Origin of the sequence: Paenibacillus sp. FSL R5-0908 (genome assembly GCF_038006245.1) — a bacterium.
GTDB lineage: Bacteria > Bacillota > Bacilli > Paenibacillales > Paenibacillaceae > Paenibacillus_AQ > Paenibacillus_AQ odorifer.
Window position 1 is genome coordinate 1520453 of sequence record NZ_JBBOUV010000001.1, and the last position, 19491, is coordinate 1539943.

Genomic DNA, 19491 nt, shown 5'->3' on the forward strand with positions numbered 1-19491 from the left:
GCATGAAAATCGTCCTGACCACGTTAAACGCCAAATATATTCATACCTCACTCGCAATCCGCTTGCTAAAAGCGTACAGTGAGCATGAATTTAAGGATATTCATTTGGCAGAGTACACCATCAAAGATCCCGTGATGAATATCGTGTCCGACTTGTTTCAGAAACGGCCAGATGTGATTGGTTTCTCCTGTTATATCTGGAACATCGAAGAGACGCTGAAGCTGATTGGTATTCTTAAGCAAGTGATGCCTGAAGTTACGATTGTTCTCGGAGGACCGGAAGTTTCGTATGAGCCGCTTCATTGGATGAAAAGAGAAGCTGGCATTGATTTTATAGTTAATGGAGATGGGGAAGAGACGTTCCACCATTTGCTGCAGGAGCTAAGGGATGATCGTAAGTTTCACTTTGTGTATGGTGCCGCTTATCGCAAGGGAGAAGAGATCATCGTCAATCCTCCACGTCCCAAAAGCGATCTGAATACGCTGCCTACGCCGCATCGTTTTCCTGAGGATATTCCAGATTTGAGTAAACGTATTGTTTATTTTGAGACAAGCCGCGGGTGCCCATTTAACTGCCAGTTCTGTTTATCCAGTATTGAAGTAGGCGTACGTTATTATGATATTGAACGAGTGAAATCTGATCTTCTTTATTTAATACAGAATGGCGCCAAAATTATTAAATTTCTGGACCGTACCTTTAATATCAACCGCAACTATGCAATGGAAATGTTTCAATTCCTGATTGATAATCATCAAGGCTGTGTGTTTCAGTTCGAAATTACCGCAGATATCATGCGGCCGGAAGTTCTGGATTTCCTATCTAAGAATGCGCCTCCGGGTATTTTTAGATTTGAGATTGGGGTGCAATCTACCAACGATGAGACGAATGAGCTTGTTAAACGCCGCCAGAATTTCAAAAAGCTGTCCCGTACCGTAATGAAGATTAAGGCAAGCGGCAATATCGATCAGCATCTGGATTTGATTGCCGGACTACCTATGGAGGATTACAGCACCTTCCGTAAAACGTTTAATGATGTATTCGTTATGGAGCCGGAAGAGCTACAGCTTGGATTCCTCAAAATGCTGCGGGGAACGGGGCTGCGGGCGCAGGCGTCTAAATATGAGTACACGTATATGGAACACGCACCTTATGAAATCCTTAGCAGTCATATGATGCCTTTCTCAGACATTATTCGTTTGAAGCGGCTTGAGGATGTGCTGGAGAAATACTGGAACAGCCACCGGATGGACCATACGGCTAAGTACTTGATCCGTCATGTATTTGATTCGCCATTCGATTTCTTTCAGGAGTTCGGTGACTACTGGGAGGAGCGAGGCTGGCAAAAGATCGGCCATCAGCTGGAAGATCTCTTCACCCGCTTGCAGTCCTTCCTGATAGATCGCGGGACGCCGTCTATGGATGTTATAACTGGCTTGATGAAGCTGGATTATTTTCTTGGACACAAGTACAAGCCGCGCAAAATCTGGTGGGATTTCGTGCTGGATAAGTCGGATTGGTCGAGTTATTTGAAAGATATCGCGGCTAATCCGGGTCAAATTTCTGCCCAGTTAGCAGAAGCAGGACTTAACGAAAGAGAACTGCAAAAGTATACTGTGCTGGAAGTATTGCCATTCTCGCTGGAAGCGGTGCTGGATTCCATCAGCGGCATGCGTGCCGATGAGGGCCTTGAGGATGGTGAAGCTGATATGGCTAATCTGGAGGCTTTGCCTTCAGCAGACTCGCCATTACAGGGAGCAGCAGATAGTAGTTTAGAAGAGACTGCGCAAGCAGCAAGCTCGGCTGTAGCAGTAGCGGATCCCGCTTCCATTAGGGAAGGACGCACGCTACTAATCGTAATGTATCAGCAGAACGAGAGCCAACGCGCTCAGTACTACACACTGCCTTTGTAATAGGCGGGTGGAAGGATAGATCGTTCCCTTATGGGACGGTCTATTTTTTTGCCTTGGGCGATAGCGTCATCTGGGTCCGGAAGTGGCTGGGAAGGGGATGAGGTGGAGCTTAGTGACGATTGAGTCCGCATGTTGTGGAGGAGAGTAATGGTGTGGAGATAGTGACAACTGAGTCCGAAAGCGGTGAGTAACCTGACGCAGGCGGACCCAGCGGACCTTATACGTGGAAATATCCTGTTTTTTGGATGCTAACGGACCGCATAGTCGCTATTGGCACGAAACACACCAAATATGAACCTGTTTCGCATGAATAGCTGCACTGGAGTCCGAAACCTAGCTCGAAAGGCTATAAATTAGCAAATAGCGTCAACTGAGTCCGGAAGTAGCGGGGGAAGGTGATGATGTGAATCTAGTGACGATTGAGTCTGCAAGTGGTGGAGGAAGGTGATCAGCTGGAGACTGAGTCCGAAAGAAAGCGGAGGAAGAAGGTGATGATATGTAGCTAGTGACAACTGAGTCCGGAAGCGGTGAGTAACCCGACGCAGGCGGACCCAGCGGACCTTATACGTGGAAATATCCTGTTTTTTGGATGCTAACGGACCGCATAGTCGCTATTGGCTTGAAAAACATCCAATATGAACCTGTTTCGCATGAATAGGTGCACTGGAGTCCGAAACCTAGCGCGAAAGGCTATAAATTAGCAAAAAGCGTCAACTGAGTCCGGAAGTAGCGGGGAGAGTAATGGTGTGTAGTTAGTGTCAACTGAGTCCGAGAGTAGGGGGAATGGTGATGATGTGTAGCTAGCGTCATCTGAGTCCGAAAGCGGTGAGTAACCTGACGCAGGCGGACCCAGCGGACCTTATACGTGGAAATATCCTGCTTTTTGGATGCTAACGGACCGCATAGTCGCTATTGGCACGAAAAACATCCAATATGAACCTGTTTCGCATGAATAGGTGCACTGGAGTCCGAAACCTAGCTCGAAAGGCTATGAATCAGCAAATAGCGTCATCTGAGTCCGGAAGTAGCGGGGAGAGTAATGATGTGTAGTTAGTGTCAACTGAGTCCGGAAGTAGCGGGGAGAGTAATGGTGTGGCGATAGTGACAACTGAGTCCGGAAGCGGTGAGTAACCCGACGCAGGCGGACCCAGCGGACCTTATACGTGGAAATATCCTGTTTTTTTGGATGCTAACGGACCGCATAGTCGCTATTGGCACGAAAAACATCCAATATGAACCTGTTTCGCATGAATAGGTGCACTGGAGTCCGAAACCTAGCGCGAAAGGCTATAAATTAGCAAATAGCGTCAACTGAGTCCGGAAGTAGCGGGGAGAGTAATGGTGTGGCGATAGTGACATCTGAGTCCGAAAGTAGAGGGGAGAGTAATGATGTGTGGTTAGTGTCAACTGAGTCCGGAAGTAGCGGGGAGAGTAATGATATGTAGTTAGTGTCAACTGAGCAAGCGGCGTGGGAAAGTAATGATGTGTAGCTAGTGACAACCGAGTTTGTACGTGGTGTGGGAGAGCGATGAGCTGAAGACAGCGTCAACTGAGTCCATTAGCGGTGGAGGAAGTTTATTTACTAAAGTTCAGATGCGCGGAGGCACTGGAGATTGTTAGATTGAGAAGTCTGCTGAGACAAGCTACCCAAACCGCAAACCGCAAACCGCAAACCGCAAACCGCAAACCGCAAACCGCAAAGAAGCGATCTCCCAAATACCGGGAGCATCGCTTCTATGTTGTCATATTTGTTGTCTCATTTCTCGTCTCATAAATTCACTAACAAGCGCGTTTTTTCTTAACTTATCGTTGAAACCTCTGAAGGAAGGTGGCGCTCTAACCAGTTGAGCACATCGGCTGTGACTTGATCTCGATTCACTTCATTTAGCATTTCGTGTCTGCCTTCTGGATAGAGTCGGTACTCAACGTCTGACACTCCTCGTTTCTTATACAACTCCGCAAGACGGGGAATGCCTTGACCGTTCATTCCGACAGGGTCCTTATCCCCACCAAATATATAAATGGGCTTACTTGTACACAGTGTGCTAAGTGATTCCTCAGTATGGATCTCTCTTAGGAGGTGGAAGAAACCACGGAAAAAGCGGGTTGTACAAATAGCTCCGCAGAATGGATCGGAAATGTATTTATCTACTTCTGCAGTATCGCTGCTCAGCCAGTCAAATGTTGTTCTGACCGGGGAAAAGGCGCGGTTATAGCTGCCGAATACCAGACTGTTCAGCAGTACACTGCGATGATGCTCACCCTTTAGCTTAAGCTGCGCGCTAGCCAAAGATTCTCCAATACGCAGCATACTGCGTGGACCGTTTGTCCCGCTTAGGATAAACCCTGAATAGATTTCGTTGCCTTCTTCGCACATGAGTTTTTGACCCAGAAAGGAACCCATACTGTGTGCGAATAAAATGATGGGCATTCCTTCATGCTTGGAGAGTGCTGCGGCACCTACCTGCAGAAGATTGCGCCGCATCCAATAAAATCCGTCCTCCCCAACATCACCAAGCAGATTGACTTGACCAGCGGTTCTACCATGTCCCCGGTGGTCATTGGCATATACTGCATAACCAACTCCGGTTAAAGCTTCCGCAAAACGAGCGTAGCGGGCAGCAGTTTCACACATCCCATGTGAAATTTGCACGATTCCTCTAACTGGCACATCGGACTCAGGTAACCATTCATAGACATGGATGGTTACACCTATGGGATCCGTTAGAGTAAAGCTGTTTTCCTTCATGGTCCATTCCTCCTAAAGGTTCTCGACTTATGGTAAATAAGAGCGAAGCACAGTAGAATGACCCTCGATAGTATAACGGCCTAGGTTGGAAGGAATCAGATAACATTCCCCTGCGGCATAAGGCTGGGAGCCGCCTTCCCAAGTCAGATGTCCGCTGCCTTCGCAGATAACCAGAATAGTGAAGCTGTCTTCTGAAGTGGTGAGATCCCATGAACCATTTACGATCCCTTTTTCGACAATAAAATAAGGTGAAGCGGCAAGCTGCAGCCACTCTCCAGCCACTGCATGATCGGTCTTCATCGAAGTAGCGCCGGCGCCTTCATAAGCTGTAACATTCAGAGAATCCTCGATATGAAGCTCGCGTGGTTTTCCATCTAGACCTGGACGGTCGTAGTCATAAATACGGTATGTAGTGTCGGAATTCTGTTGAATTTCCGCTACAACGACACCAGCGCATAGAGCATGTACCGTTCCGGCAGGGATGTAGAAGGAATCGCCAGCGGAGACAGATACCTCTTGAAGGCTATCCATAACCGTGCCTTTTTCCAGTGCTTCGCGTAATGTTTCACGGTCTACGCCTTCTTTAAGGCCGTAGATGATTTTTGCATCTGGCTTAGCGTCTAGTACGTACCACATCTCTGTTTTACCCAGTTCACCTTTAGGCAATCCTACATAATCATCCGTAGGGTGGACTTGAACGGAAAGGTTGTCGTTGCAATCCAACAATTTGATCAAGAGTGGAAATCTTCCGCCAGCTTCTGATATTCCCTTGCTTCCGAACCACTCATGACCAAATTGCTCACGAATTTGATCCAGACCTTGTCCAGCTAATTCTCCATTAACCACCGAAGATGTTCCATTCGCATGATCGGCAATCATCCAGCCTTCACCAATATGGCCTTCTGGTAGATTCAGGCCGAATTTCTCCAGCGCGCGGCCACCCCAGACACGTTCTTTAAACTCTGGTTGAAATTTTAAAGGATATGGTTGTGTCATTCGTAATCTTCCTTCCCAATTACAAGATAGTTTGATTGTTTACAAAGCTTAAGACGGAGAATCTTTTTTCTTCTCGAGGGCAATTACATAAGGTGCGTCCGTGCGCTGCAGCTGGCGATATACAATGCTCTGCGCTACCTTAGGGGAAATAGTCCCAGCCCAAGCTTCAACAGCGGCGGCTTCGAGATCTCCGCCTGCATGGCCAGGATACAGTACAGCTGTAATAATTCCCCCCGGACGCAGCAGCTGAAGTGAAGCTTCCAGGGCTGCAATAGAGCTATCCGGCTCAGTAATGATATTCTTGTCGGCATCGCTTGAAGGCAGATAGCCAAGATTGAACATTACAGCACCAACGGTGCCTGGCCAGTTACCCGGGACGGCTTCTGCCATTTCGGCATGGCTGCGCTCCAGTAAGGTAACGGCAGAGAGCAAAGGAGTTTCCTCCCGCGCAAGCCGGAGACGTTCTTCTGCCAGCTTCAGCGCCGCAGCTTGAATGTCAAAGCCGTAGACTTCGCCACGAGCTCCGGTTGTTTTGGCTAGAAAAAGCGTGTCAGCACCAGTACCTACAGTTGCATCAATTGCACGGTCACCTAAAATCAGCCGCTCAGAGATTAATTTATGAGCAAAGCTTAGAACGGACATAAAGCCCATTAGCCCTTCCTCCAATACTTACCCTGCCAAGTATCACGAGCAACAAGCTCATCGTCAATGGCATTTAGCACTTCCCATTTCTTGAGACTCCACATCGGTCCAACTAAGAGATCCCGTGGGGCATCTCCAGTCAAGCGATGTACAATCATCTCAGGGGGCAGAATTTCAAGTGAATCAGCAATCAGCTTTACATACTCGTCTTGTCCCATGAATCGGAGCAATCCTGCTTCATACTGCTTCACCATTGGTGTTTTGCGCATGAGATGCAGAAGGTGAATCTTAATTCCCTGCACATCCATGCGAGCTACAGCAGATACCGTTTCGAGCATCATTTCGTGCGTCTCCTGTGGGAGACCGTGAATGATATGGGTACAGATTCGAATATTGTGACGGCGCAGCTTCTCCACAGCCTCCACATAACACTGCGTATCATGCGCCCGGTTAATAAGCTCAGAAGTGGAGTCATGTATAGTCTGAAGACCCATCTCTACCCAAAGATACGTACGCTTGTTCAGCTCTGCTAAGTATTCGACCACATCATCTGGCAGACAGTCAGGGCGCGTAGCAATCGATAATCCAACGACACCAGGCTGCTGCAAAATAACTTCGAAATATTCTCTCAGCTCTTCGACCGGAGCGTACGTATTAGTATAGGCTTGGAAGTAACCGATATATTTAGCATTTGGCCATTTCAGATGCTGTCTGTCACGGACGTTATTGAATTGTGTGACTAGGTCATCTCGGCGGCTTCCGGCAAAATCACCAGAACCTCTGGCACTGCAAAATGTGCAGCCTCCCTTAGCAATGGAGCCGTCACGATTGGGACAGGTAAAGCCTGCATCAAGCATAACTTTGAATACCTTGGTGTTCATGTGTTCACGCATTTCGTAATTCCAAGTATGAAAACGTTTATCTCCCCAAAGTTGCGGAGGAGAAGTGTATTGAAGATTAGACACGAGAAGCCCCTTTCTGAAAATATAATTATGGATAAGTTTCCTTATCCTTATATTTTTCTGAGACAGATGGCGTCCTTATCCCAGAGAACGCACAGCCGTTTCTTATAATCCAATACATTGTATCAAAAAACCGAGCTTGGCGTAACATTGACTCCTCATAGCGGCATGAAAAATAGGCAGGAAATAAGGCGCTTTCAGCTTGAAAATGCTTACATAGTATGTTATATTCAGAGTGTGAAAAGCTGCTGTGGCATAAAGAAATTCATCCAGGAGTTCATAATTTCGTGTCGTCCGATCCATAATAATAACCGTGAGGTGATAGCAATGAATTCTCAAACGGTATATGCTGAGGGTAAAGATTCGATTGAAGTCCACTTAACACCAGATGAAGCCCTTGCACTAACGGGCGTGGAATTTAACGGCAACCCTAAGATTAAGACAGATGCGCAGCGTAAAATTCGTAGCGCATTCGAAAAAAAGACATTTGCCACAAACACAAAGTAAATCCTGATTTGCCAGACAAGAACGAAATTTATTTCCAATATACAACAACGAAGGAATTCCTCTGAACAGCTCATTTAAGAGCTGAACCAGAGAATTCCTTTTTCTTTTTTATCGCAATCCCTTTACTTTTTGGGACAATTTCGGCACAATATTGCAAGTGACAGTTATCGTATAAGAGATAATCGGAGGAATACCTATGCGTTTACGCGGAAGAAAAGGAATACGTGAAAGTTTGGAAGAACAGACGGATTTAGTTATTCTAGATCCTCGGAGTTATAAAGGTGAGTGGTCCAAGCTGTTCGGTAACGATCATCCGATCCATGTGGAGTTCGGAATGGGCAAAGGACAGTTTATCAGCCAAATGAGCTTTAAATATCCTGATATTAACTTTATCGGAGTGGATATGTATGATGAGCTGATCCGCCGTGCTGGAGATAAGGCTAGAGCAGTATGGGAGCCGGCAGGACATGAAACACCGCCTAACCTGAAATTGGCACTTGCAAATATCGATTATGCTGAGGAAGTATTTGCTCCGGGAGAGCTTGAACGGATTTATCTTAATTTCAGCGATCCATGGCCTAAAAGCAAGCATGCCCGGCGTCGTTTGACACATCCGCGTTTTCTTGACAAATATCGCGGTTTGCTTAGCGATCTAGGTGAAATTCATCTGAAAACAGATTCCCGCAGTCTTTTTGAGTTCTCATTAAATGCTTTTGCGGACTTTGGCTTGCAGATGAAAAATATTTCTTTGGACCTACATGCAGATGGCATCATCAACGAGGATCATATCATGACAGAATATGAGACGAAATTTGTCGGACGTGGCGTGAATATCCATCGTTGCGAGGCAATTGTAGGTGCAGAAGCACTCAAACAGTATCAGGCTACCCGATTGGATAAATATCGGCTGTAGTTACAAAGCACTGCTCCAAATGGCATGCTTCAATAATAAAGCGGCAACTCTCCAAGTAAATTAGTTTGGAGGCTGCCGCTTTTTAATTTACTATTCCAATAATTCGATGATACTCTGAGCACATTGTAACGGGTGGTAGCGAGCAATGTCTTCAAGATGAAGTTTGCGCTTGTTTTGCACATCCTCATAGTTGTTTAAGAGGCGCTCCATCCACATTTCGACAACCTCTAAAGATTCGATGGGTTCTCCGAAGCCGGCTGCAGTAAAGTAGCGGCAATTCTCCTCCTCCTGACCGGGAAGAGGGTGATGGAAGAGCATCGGAATACCTTTTGCAAGCCCTTCACTGCAGGTCATTCCACCCGGCTTTGTAACCAGCAGATCGGACACCTCCATCAGCTTGTGGATTTCACGCGTAAAGCCGATTAAGGAAATATTAGGATGATTATAATGCGGGTCTTCTTTCATTTCCTTTAGCAGCTGTTCGTTTTTGCCAAGACAGAAAACAATCTGAATCTTGTCACGCCATTCCGCCAGACAAGCATTTACGACTTGGTCGTTCATGATTCCCCAACCGCCGCCCATGACTAGTACGGTTGGCATCTCCCGCAGATTGAATTGCTCTCGAATCTCCTGCTTTCCCGGATGCTTCCAAAAATTAGGATGTATTGGTATGCCTGTTACCTGAATTTTCGTGGCAGGAATATTTCGGCTGCGCAATTTGGATTTAACCTCAGGTGTTGAAACCAGATAAAGGTCTACCTCTGGGCTAATCCAGGTTGCATGCGCATCATAATCCGTTATGACGGTGACGAGCGGCACATTTAGGGTAGGATCCAATCTCTTTAGGCGGGATACTACAGCACCTGGTATAAAATGTGTGCAGACAATTACGTCGGGTTTCAGTTGTCTCACAATATTTTTGGCATGCGTATAAAATATACGATGCAAGGCAAGCGTGGTAAGACGATTAAATGATTTCTGGTGACGGTAGACATAACCCATCAATTTTGGCTGTGTCGTTACCGTCTTTCGGTAAGCAGACAGAATAATAGGTGCCATCTTGGGGTTTAAAAAATTCCCAAGTTCTAGCACCTTCGTTTGTAAATTAGGCGATAATTGGCGCAGACTGCTGGACAACGCATAAGCTGCTTGTGTATGTCCGGCGCCAAAACCTTCCGAGAGTATTAAGATTCTTTTTTTACGCAATGTTGATTCACCTATTCTCAAGGGTTTTCCCGGTTATTAACAATAAATGCTTTACATCCATAAGGCTATAGTACCAGCTGCTACGCAGGAACCGATCACTGCGCCAGCTATAACATCTGATGGATAATGCAATCCAAGATAAATACGAGAAAATCCGACAATACAAGCTAGCGGCAGCAAAATAACGGTCAAAGCAGGAAACGCCAGCATATAAGGGACCGTAGAAGCAAAGATAGCTGTAGTATGACCAGATGGAAAAGAATGATCCTTTAACGGATTACGAAAAGTATTGGTTTCCGGTAACGCCAGATAAGGACGCATACGCGGGTACAGTTTTTTGGCGATAGCTACGGGTATATGGCTGACAGCTAGTGCTGTCAAGGCTTGTAAACCTGTAGTTCTCCAAGGCTCAGGAGCTAATATCCATACCAGTATATTGATAACAATCGTGCTTGTAGCTCCGCCCAAATGAGTAAGGTAAAAGAGCCAAAAGTTCAAAAAACGATTATGCATACGTCCGTTGATCCACTTAAAAAGATGCCGCTCCCAGAGATGTAGTTTCATGAATAAATGTCTCATATCTAATTCCCTCCGCTAGTCCGGCTACCGTTAACAGATGTTAATGCAGTAATCCGTTCTATAGCTTAGATCTGTCTTAATCATACTTTTTAAAGGTAGTTCATTTCAAGGAAAAGCTCAGGTTTACACGAAATTTGCCAGTTTTGACTTAGAGCACTATTACGCTTTACAATGATTCAAGCAGACTAAACCTGTTTAAAAGGGTAAGAGATAAATAAGGATTCAAAAAAAAGGAATCCATAGAATTCTTTTAAACAGCATATATAAAAATTGTGAAGTCTGCCGAGAATAAGAATACTCTTGGTCTATTGTTAAGGGATGCAACAAAAGGGTCAGAAAGAACGTCAAGCAAGCTAGAGAGAAAAAAAGAACACCAAGAGTGAAAAAAGGGGGCATCAAAAGGTCATGACAGACGCACTGTTTGTTACGCTCCAAGTGATCTTGGCAGCAATCGCAGTCTATCAGTTTACGTTTTCATTATTCGGGCTGCACAGGAAAAAGAAAAAGACGCAGTATAAGCCGGAAAAATCTTTTGCCGTACTTGTTGCCGCACATAACGAGGAAGAAGTTGTCGGCGCATTAATGGAGAATCTGAAGCAGCTTAATTATCCATCAGAACTGTACGATGTATTCGTAATTTGTGACAATTGTACAGACGGTACAGCTCGCATCGTTAGAGAACACGGCATGAACGCCTGTGTCCGCACCAATCCAAATCTGAGAGGTAAAGGCTACGCAATAGAATGGATGCTTAAAGAGCTGTGGGCTATGCCGCGGCAATATGATGCTGTTGTCATGTTCGATGCCGATAACTTGGCGCATACCGAGTTCCTGATGGAGATGAATAATGATCTTTGTTCAGGTGCACGGGTAATCCAAGGTTATATCGATACCAAGAATCCAGAGGATTCATGGATTACAGCTGCTTATGGTATTTCGTACTGGTATATTAACCGTTTGTGGCAACTTTCACGCCATAATTTAAATATGGCTAACTTCCTTGGCGGAACCGGAATGTGTTTTGAGACCACACTTCTTAAAGAAATGGGCTGGGGAGCTACAAGTTTGGTCGAGGACTTGGAGTTTACGATGCGTAGTGCAGCACATGGTGTATATCCTAAGTTCAATTATGATGCAAAGGTATTTGATGAGAAGCCGTTAACCTTCAAGGCCTCCTCAAGACAGCGTCTGCGTTGGATGCAGGGGCACTTCACTGTTGCTCGCCGCTATTTTTTTCCATTGCTTTGGCAAAGTATTAAAGAACGCAGCTTAACGAAGTTTGACCTCGCGCTTTATGGAGCGAATGTATATATTGTATTGCTCACTTTTTTAATGACGGCGGTAATGTGGGTGGATATGGCGTTCTTTAACGGACCGAATATCGCTAACATTTACGGCAGCTTGCCGATCTGGCTCAGCTTCCTAGCTATTGGCGCCAATCTGGTGACTTTTGGTATTGCGATGGCATTGGAGAAGGTTACGTTCAAGAAAGTATATGCTTATCTTGTATTCTTCCCGATCTACTTGATCTCGTGGTATCCGATTACGTTCTATGCGTTCTTCACGCAGAACAATAAGCAATGGAGCCATACCAAGCATACTCGCGTAGTGCGACTTGAAGAAGTACAAAGTAAGCAGGTATAAAATTCACGAAATTTCTGCATAAAAGGATTGACACCCCAAATAGTGTGGTGTATAGTATTCAAGTACGCAAATCATAGGGATTGCAAGAAGAAGCACCTGCTTCTCACCTGACTGGCATATTCGCCGGCTGGTTTTGATCTCAATGCTTTATGAATGTTAATGTTCATGAACGTTGATCAAACACGGGGTGTCGGGTGTTACCGGCACCCCTTTTTTATGGAGTTACGTGAGAATAGTTGTTAAAAAGATCCGGAGGTGGAGAGTTATCAGTAAGGAACATATGATCAATGATGAAATTCGGGCCAAAGAGGTACGGTTGGTTGGTGCGGAAGGTGAGCAAATCGGAATTAAACCGATCCGCGAAGCGCTGCAAATGGCGATCGATCTTAATCTGGATCTAGTCAATGTAGCACCACAGGCTAAGCCGCCGGTATGCCGCATCATGGATTACGGCAAGTTCCGTTATGAAACGCAGAAGAAAGAGAAGGAAGCGCGTAAAAACCAGAAGGTCGTTGATATCAAGGAAGTCTGGTTCCGTGCTAACATTGAGGAACATGATTATCAAACTAAGTTCCGCAATGTGATCAAGTTCTTGGGTGAGGGCGATAAAGTGAAGTGCTCCGTACGTTTCCGCGGACGTGAGATTACACACGCGAATATCGGCCAAAAAATCCTCGAACGAGTGAAGAACGAAGTGGCTGATATATCTGTTGTTGAGCGCCAGCCAAAGCTGGAAGGTCGCAGCATGATTATGATTTTGGCTCCTAAAGCTCAATAAATCTGGAGTCACTTGCTTATCTGCAATTTGGCGCCGCATAATATTCAAGGAGGAAACACCATGCCTAAGATGAAAACACACAGCAGCCTGAAAGGCCGCTTCAAAATTACCGGAACTGGTAAAGTAACACGTTACAAAGCTCACAAAAACCACTTGCTGTCCCACAAATCTAAACGCGCTAAGCGCGTTCTGAACGGAAATCCAGTAATGGCCCCTGGGGATGTAAGACGTTTGAAACAAGGATTGGCTAACTTGAAATAGTTTATTACACATTTTTGGGAGGTTTATTAATATGGCAAGAGTTAAGGGCGGATTTGTAGTTCGTCGTAAACATAAAAAAGTGTTGAAATTGGCAAAAGGTTATTTCGGTTCTAAACACCGTATTTTTAAAACAGCTAAAGAACAAGTAATGAAATCGATGGTTTACGCTTATCGCGACCGTCGTCAAACTAAACGTAACTTCCGCAGACTGTGGATCGTTCGTATTAATGCAGCAGCTCGTTTGAACGGTCTTTCTTACAGCAAGCTTGTATACGGCCTGAAATTGGCTGGTGTAGAAGTTAACCGTAAGATGTTGGCTGATCTGGCTGTGAATGATCTTAACGCATTCAACTCCTTGGCTGGTATTGCTAAAGAGAAAATCAACGCGTAAGTGTTGTAATATAACCGAAAAGCACCGCCTGCGGGTTGCCCATGCAGCGGTGCTTTTTTGTGCGGTAAGATAGGGATGAAGCAGCGTTGGAATTCCCTACATAAAAGAAAAAGCTCTGCATCTGCAGAGCTATTCCCAGTACTTTATGGTGTTTAATTGAGCGGCGAGTTTTTTGCTGATATTGCGGCGAACTTTTCGTAGCTCAGAACGTTCATTAGCAGATTCGTTGATCAGCTTCTCTTCGTCTGTTTCTGGGATGATAGCTGGAACCGGAGTAGGTGTGCCGTCCTCTTCGACTGCGACAAAGGTTAGAAATGAAGTAGCGGCGACAGCGCGCTCTCCAGTATATAGATTTTCTGAAATGATCTTCACAAACACCTCTATGCTTGTCCGTCCGGTCCAGGAGACGAAGGATTCAAAGCATACGGAGTCTGTAGGCCGAATGGGTCTCAAGAAGTCTACAGAGTCTGTAGAGGCTGTGACAACGTTAGTTCGACAATGGCGCATAGCAGAAATGGAGGCGACTTCATCGATGCCGCTCATAAGCTTACCGCCGAATAATGTTTTGTGATTATTGACATCATTAGGGAAAACGCGCCCGGTTTTGAAGACACGGGATTCACGGCAATATTTGAAGGCCGGTGTTGTTTGTGGAATTTTTTCTTCGGTCATGATCTGATAACTTCCTTTCAGTGCAATTACTAAGGAATCATAATAATAGAAAACACTTAAGTGTGCAATAATATTTGTAATGTGTTGGAATACTATACAGAGTAAAATCAGGGTTTCTGACATTAACCAGACATAACTGTAACATGCTATGTCATGGAAAGCGGTTACTTGCTAAAAAGTGCAAATTATTATTGACCTGAGGTCATTTATGCACTGGATTTTAGATTTTATTGCAGTTATAATTTGAACTAATGGAATGTCCAAGCAGAACACAGAAGACATCCAATATTTTAAGGGGGATTACATTCAATGAAAAAAGGTTTAAAGCTATCTCTTGCAATGTTGCTGTCTCTTACAGTCGTTTTGACAGGCTGTGGAAACAACAATAACAACGCCGCTAAAGGTGAAACTAATGCAGGAACCAATGCAGGAACAAACGCACCTAAATCCGATTTCAAATTTGGTATGGTTACTGACATTGGTGGCGTAAACGATAAATCGTTTAACCAATCCGCATGGGAAGCATTGCAAGCTCTTGAAAAAGAAACAGGTAGTGGCGTTAAGTACTTGCAAAGTAAATCAAATGCTGACTATGAGCCAAACCTTAACTCCTTCGTTAAAGATGGATACAACTTGACTTGGGGTATTGGTTTTGACCTTGGCGACGCAATTAAAAAAGTAGCTACTGAGAACCCAAATGCTAACTTGGCTATCATTGATAGCGTAGTTGAAGCTCCTAACGTAGCTTCCGTTACTTTCTCCGAAAATGAAGGTTCCTTCTTGGTTGGTGTGGTTGCTGGTCTGACTACAAAAACTAACAAAGTTGCATTCATCGGTGGTCTGGAAAGCCCAGTAATCAAACGTTTTGAAGCTGGCTTTAAAGCTGGTGTAGCAGCAGTTAACCCTTCAGCTAAAGTAACACCTACGTATGCTGGTGGTTATGACAAACCAGACGTTGGTAAATCTCTTGCGGCTACATTGTATAACGACGGAAACGACATTATCTTCCCTGCTGCTGGACAAACAGGAAATGGCGTATTCAACGAAGCTAAAGCTCGTAACAAAGCAGGCGGTACTAAAGTATGGGTTATTGGTGTAGATAAAGACCAATCCATCGAGTTTGGTACTGACGTTACTTTGACTTCCATGATCAAACGTGTAGACGAAGCTGTTCTTAAAGTTTCTAAAGAAGTAATTGACGGTACGTTCAAGGGTGGTACTACAACCGTTCTTGGTCTGAAAGATAATGGTGTTGGTATTTCTGATACTAAGGACAACGTTTCTGAAGAGATCCTGGCTAAAGTTGAAGAATACAAAAAACAAATCATTGATGGAACAATCACTGTTCCTTCCGAGTAATAGTTAGTCTCCATTTATTGCATTACAATAAGGATCAAAGAATAAGGCCGGTGTTGTGCTGGCCTTATTCCTTGTTAAAGCACTGGTTATGATAAGAGGAACATAGATATACCGCCTTACAAAGGGCGGTACATCCGTGTCTATAAGGTAGTTATATATTCTGTGATGAGGGTGATTCCATGAGTGCTGCGGCTCCTGTCGTAGAGTTGAAGCAAATCACAAAACGCTTTCCCGGTATTGTTGCTAACGATTCCATTAGCTTGACGCTTAAAAAGGGTGAAATCCTTGCATTGCTTGGTGAGAATGGTGCAGGCAAGTCCACTTTAATGAACATTGTATTTGGATTGTATCAACCGGATGAAGGCAGTATTGAAATCGACGGGAAACCGGTTATTATTGATAACCCCAATAAAGCTATTGAGCTTGGTATTGGTATGGTTCATCAGCATTTCAAGCTTGTGGAGCCTTTTACGGTGACCGAGAATATTGTTCTTGGGATGGAGCCGAAAAAAGGTCTTAAAATTGACTATAAATCCGCTGCGGAACAGGTTCGGAAGCTATCGGAGCAATATGGCCTGCAAGTGAATCCAAATGCCGTTATTCATGACATTTCGGTAGGTATGCAGCAAAGGGTAGAAATTATGAAGACCCTGTACCGTGGAGCGGATATTCTCATATTTGATGAGCCGACCGCAGTACTTACGCCTCAAGAAATTACGGAACTCATGGCGATTATGAAGCGGCTTGTTGCAGAGGGAAAATCCATTATTTTGATCACGCATAAGCTTAAAGAAATCATGCAAATATCTGATCGGGTCACCATTATTAGACGTGGGAAAGTAATTGATACTGTGAATACCGCAGAGACTAACCCTAATGAGCTAGCTGAAAAAATGGTTGGGCGTGGCGTAACTTTCAAAGTGGACAAGAAGGCTCCTGAGGTTGGCCAATCTGTACTCAAACTGAAGGATGTCAGCAGTAAGAGTAAAGATGGGGTCTCCGTACTGGATGGTCTTAGCTTTGAAGTTAAAGCAGGGGAGATTCTCGGGATTGCTGGCGTAGATGGCAATGGACAAAGTGAGTTGATCCAGGCCATTACAGGTCTGCGCAAAATTGATTCGGGTTCGATAACCGTGTCTGGCAATGAAATTGCTAATTTATCACCGCGGAAGGTTTCAGAGATGAATGTCTCTCATATTCCTGAGGACCGCCACAAGCATGGGTTAGTGCTTGATTTCACCATGAGTGAGAATATGGTTTTGGAAACCTATTATAAGAGTCCTTACAACAAAAATGGCTTTTTGCAAAATGATGTCATTGATAAGTATGCAGCGAAGCTTATAGAGCAATTTGATGTACGTACACCTTCAATAGAGACCAAAGCACGTTCTTTATCCGGCGGAAATCAACAGAAAGCGATTATTGCGCGGGAAATAGATAAAAATCCGACATTGTTAATTGCCGCACAACCTACGCGCGGTTTAGATGTTGGGGCTATCGAATTTGTTCAGAAGCAACTTATAGCTCAGCGTGATCAAGGAAAGGCTGTTCTACTTATTTCCTTTGAATTGGACGAGATTATGAACGTTTCTGACAGAATCGCTGTTATCTATGAAGGGAAAATTGTCGGTGAAGTGTTCCCGCAAGATACGAATGATCAGGAACTGGGTCTTATGATGGCAGGCAGCTTGCAGCGGGGAGGTAAGGCAGTTGAATAAGTTCAAAAAAATCTTCACAACTGACAGCTACATCGTTCCTCTGGTTGCCATCGTGCTTGGTTTTCTTGTGGGAGCAATAGTTATGCTTCTGGGCGGTTATGATCCGATAACTGCTTACTCCGCACTGTTCAAACGGGTGTTTGGTAATTTGTATAACTTTGGTGAAGCTGTGCGCGAAATGACACCATTAATGCTTACAGGGCTAGCCGTAGCTTTCGCATTCCGTTCAGGGATGTTTAATATCGGGGCAGATGGCCAAGTAATGATTGGTATGACAGCGGCAACAGTGGTGGGTATTAAGATGGCAGGTCTGCCATCCTTCCTGCTTGTCCCGCTTGCCGTAATTATTGCGGGTGTCTGCGGTGGTTTATGGGCAGGGATCGCCGGTTATTTGAAAGCAAAACGTGGGATTAACGAAGTTATTACCACAATCATGTTAAACTGGATCGCTCTTTACCTGTCGAATTATATCGTAAGAAACTTTTTGTTGCTTCCAGGACAAAATCGTTCCGAGGATATTCCGGCCTCGCTTTCCATGACCTTTTTGAATTCGATATTTGATAATGCGCGTCTACACTGGGGTACAGCTATTGCTCTTGCTGCAGCGGTATTCTTCTATGTGTACTTATGGAAGACCAAGCAGGGCTACGAAATGCGTGCAGTTGGTTACAATCCACATGCTGCCGAATATGCAGGGATGAATGTTGGACGTAACGTTATGAAAGCAATGTTCATAAGTGGTGTATTCGCCGGTCTGGCCGGAGCAGGAGAGGTGCTTGGTGTATTCCATTATCAAGCTATTTTCGCGGCATCGCCAGGATATGGATTTGATGGTATCGCCGTTGCTCTTCTTGGTTTAACACATCCACTTGGTGTTATTCTGGCTGCGATTCTCTACGGTACGCTGACTTATGGTTCTGCGGGTATGAGTTTTGCTGCAGATGTTCCACCAGAGCTTATTCGTATCGTTATTGGTTCAATCATATTCTTTATTGCGGCACAAGGGATTGTGCGCTGGGTGCTTAAGCCCTTTTACTTCAAGCGCAAGAAAGAGAAGGTGTTATAGATGGATCTGCAGACGTTAGGTCAACTGCTTAATACAACGCTTGTTTTTTCCACAGCGCTCATTTTTGCCTCACTTGGCGGCATCTTCTCTGAACGTTCCGGTGTCGTAAACATTGGACTTGAAGGTTTGATGATGTTTGGTGCCTTTGCGGCAGCAGTAGGCGGTTATTATGCTCAGGATGCTGGAATGGGCGAATGGGCTCCTTGGGTTGGTGTACTCTGTGCTATAGCTGTTGGTGTGCTAGGCTCACTAATTCATGCGGTTGCATCTATAACCTTTAAATCTGATCAGACGATTAGTGGTACGGTTATTAACTTTTTAGCTGCAGGAAGCACGCTCTATATGGTAAAGCTCCTGTTTGATGGATCTGCTGAAACCCCGATCATTGACGGATTCAGCAAGGTTGCAATTCCTGGGCTCTCCAAAATCCCAGTGATTGGTGAAGGGATTTTTAATTCCTATCCTACAACTTATCTGGCCATAATACTGGTCATCGTTATTTATTTGGTTCTGTTTAAGACGCCATTCGGATTGCGTTTGCGTGCTGTGGGTGAGCATCCAAGTGCTGCAGATACACTGGGTGTAAAAGTTAATCGGATGAGATATATCGGTGTAATGTTGAGTGGATTGATGGCGGGTATTGGTGGGGCTACAATCACTTTAACAACAACGGGAACCTTTGGACATAATACAATCTCTGGTCAAGGTTTTATCGCCATTGCAGCGATGATCTTTGGGAAATGGAATCCACTTGGTGCCTTTGGTGCAGCGGTATTCTTCGGATTCTCCCAAGCGATTCGCAACTATGTTCAATTGTATGAGTGGTCACAAAATATTCCTCAAGAGTTTATCTTTATGATCCCTTATGTACTGACTATCATCGTGCTGGTAGGGGCTGTAGGCCGTTCCTCTGCTCCTAAGGCATTAGGACAGCCATATGATCCTGGTAAGCGATAGAAATGTAACTTTTCAAAGCCGTATTTCCGGTCTTTTCCCGGAAATACGGCTTTTTTATTAGGATCAGCAAGGATAAACATTGAGGCAGGAGGGCAAGTGTACAGGCGAAGGTTCTTTCCAGCGAATAGACTGTTTTGTAGATGATGCGAATGAGAGGCGACAAAACATTTTGGAGGGGATC

At 44.8% G+C, this 19491-nt stretch carries 18 protein-coding genes; 11 read left to right on the forward strand and 7 right to left on the reverse strand.

The features are described 5' to 3' along the window. Positions 1-2: 2 nt before the first annotated feature. A complete protein-coding gene (locus MKZ09_RS06870; protein ID WP_076137468.1) occupies positions 3-1910 on the forward strand; it encodes a B12-binding domain-containing radical SAM protein in 1908 nt (635 codons plus the stop codon). A 1798-nt stretch (positions 1911-3708) separates the two neighbouring features. On the opposite strand, the gene MKZ09_RS06875 is transcribed toward MKZ09_RS06870, so the two are convergent. The 4 genes from MKZ09_RS06875 to MKZ09_RS06890 are packed head-to-tail and all read right to left on the reverse strand — an operon-like array spanning position 3709 to position 7262. Further along, complete coding sequence (locus MKZ09_RS06875; protein ID WP_076206278.1) at positions 3709-4659, reverse strand: alpha/beta fold hydrolase; 951 nt, start codon at positions 4657-4659, stop codon at positions 3709-3711. Between the two features lie 27 nt (positions 4660-4686). Continuing rightward, positions 4687-5655 carry a type I phosphomannose isomerase catalytic subunit gene (locus tag MKZ09_RS06880; RefSeq protein WP_076136194.1) on the reverse strand — a complete coding sequence of 323 codons (969 nt, stop codon included), beginning with the start codon at positions 5653-5655 and terminating at the stop codon, positions 4687-4689. A gap of 48 nt (positions 5656-5703) precedes the next feature. Further along, complete coding sequence (locus MKZ09_RS06885) at positions 5704-6306, reverse strand: class I SAM-dependent methyltransferase (protein ID WP_076136195.1); 603 nt, start codon at positions 6304-6306, stop codon at positions 5704-5706. After that, entirely contained in the window at positions 6306-7262 is a 957-nt protein-coding gene (locus tag MKZ09_RS06890; RefSeq protein WP_076136197.1) for a TIGR01212 family radical SAM protein, read from the reverse strand. Before MKZ09_RS06890 ends, MKZ09_RS06885 begins: the two co-directional genes overlap by 1 nt. Positions 7263-7586: 324 nt before the next feature. Between MKZ09_RS06890 and MKZ09_RS06895 the strand changes: the two genes are divergently transcribed. Both MKZ09_RS06895 and trmB read left to right on the forward strand, forming a co-directional pair. Next, positions 7587-7766 carry a hypothetical protein gene (locus tag MKZ09_RS06895; protein ID WP_036679526.1) on the forward strand — a complete coding sequence of 60 codons (180 nt, stop codon included), beginning with the start codon at positions 7587-7589 and terminating at the stop codon, positions 7764-7766. Positions 7767-7962: 196 nt separating this feature from the next. Then, positions 7963-8679, forward strand: a complete 717-nt coding sequence (gene trmB, locus MKZ09_RS06900; RefSeq protein WP_036679523.1) for a tRNA (guanosine(46)-N7)-methyltransferase TrmB — start codon at positions 7963-7965, stop codon at positions 8677-8679. Positions 8680-8769: 90 nt separating this feature from the next. Here trmB and MKZ09_RS06905 read toward each other — a convergent pair whose 3' ends face one another. Together MKZ09_RS06905 and MKZ09_RS06910 are read right to left on the reverse strand one after the other, a co-directional pair. Beyond that, positions 8770-9885 carry an MGDG synthase family glycosyltransferase gene (locus MKZ09_RS06905; RefSeq protein ID WP_076136200.1) on the reverse strand — a complete coding sequence of 372 codons (1116 nt, stop codon included), beginning with the start codon at positions 9883-9885 and terminating at the stop codon, positions 8770-8772. A gap of 51 nt (positions 9886-9936) precedes the next feature. Next, entirely contained in the window at positions 9937-10464 is a 528-nt protein-coding gene (locus MKZ09_RS06910) for a phosphatase PAP2 family protein (protein WP_076136201.1), read from the reverse strand. Between the two features lie 405 nt (positions 10465-10869). On the opposite strand from MKZ09_RS06910, the gene MKZ09_RS06915 reads away from it, so the two are divergent. The 4 genes from MKZ09_RS06915 (at position 10870) to rplT (ending at position 13538) form a co-directional block, all read left to right on the forward strand. Next, positions 10870-12108, forward strand: coding sequence for a glycosyltransferase family 2 protein (locus MKZ09_RS06915; RefSeq protein WP_076107274.1), 1239 nt, complete (start codon positions 10870-10872; stop codon positions 12106-12108). Positions 12109-12388: 280 nt separating this feature from the next. Then, complete coding sequence (gene infC / locus MKZ09_RS06920; protein ID WP_036679510.1) at positions 12389-12886, forward strand: translation initiation factor IF-3; 498 nt, start codon at positions 12389-12391, stop codon at positions 12884-12886. Between the two features lie 60 nt (positions 12887-12946). Continuing rightward, complete coding sequence (gene rpmI / locus MKZ09_RS06925; protein WP_036679507.1) at positions 12947-13147, forward strand: 50S ribosomal protein L35; 201 nt, start codon at positions 12947-12949, stop codon at positions 13145-13147. A gap of 31 nt (positions 13148-13178) precedes the next feature. After that, positions 13179-13538 (forward strand): 50S ribosomal protein L20, encoded by a 360-nt coding sequence (rplT, locus tag MKZ09_RS06930; RefSeq protein ID WP_036679505.1) that lies wholly within the window; start codon positions 13179-13181, stop codon positions 13536-13538. A 129-nt stretch (positions 13539-13667) separates the two neighbouring features. Here rplT and MKZ09_RS06935 read toward each other — a convergent pair whose 3' ends face one another. After that, positions 13668-14210, reverse strand: a complete 543-nt coding sequence (locus MKZ09_RS06935; protein WP_076107273.1) for an acyl-CoA thioesterase — start codon at positions 14208-14210, stop codon at positions 13668-13670. 309 nt (positions 14211-14519) lie between these two features. On the opposite strand from MKZ09_RS06935, the gene MKZ09_RS06940 reads away from it, so the two are divergent. From MKZ09_RS06940 to MKZ09_RS06955, 4 genes are all read left to right on the forward strand, one after another. Beyond that, positions 14520-15569 (forward strand): BMP family lipoprotein, encoded by a 1050-nt coding sequence (locus MKZ09_RS06940; RefSeq protein WP_076107271.1) that lies wholly within the window; start codon positions 14520-14522, stop codon positions 15567-15569. A 179-nt stretch (positions 15570-15748) separates the two neighbouring features. After that, entirely contained in the window at positions 15749-17287 is a 1539-nt protein-coding gene (locus tag MKZ09_RS06945) for an ABC transporter ATP-binding protein (RefSeq protein ID WP_036679500.1), read from the forward strand. Next, positions 17280-18353, forward strand: a complete 1074-nt coding sequence (locus tag MKZ09_RS06950; RefSeq protein ID WP_076107269.1) for an ABC transporter permease — start codon at positions 17280-17282, stop codon at positions 18351-18353. Before MKZ09_RS06945 ends, MKZ09_RS06950 begins: the two co-directional genes overlap by 8 nt. Next, positions 18354-19310: an ABC transporter permease gene (locus tag MKZ09_RS06955; protein WP_036679496.1), complete on the forward strand. Its 957-nt coding sequence runs from the start codon at positions 18354-18356 to the stop codon at positions 19308-19310. Positions 19311-19491 lie beyond the last annotated feature (181 nt).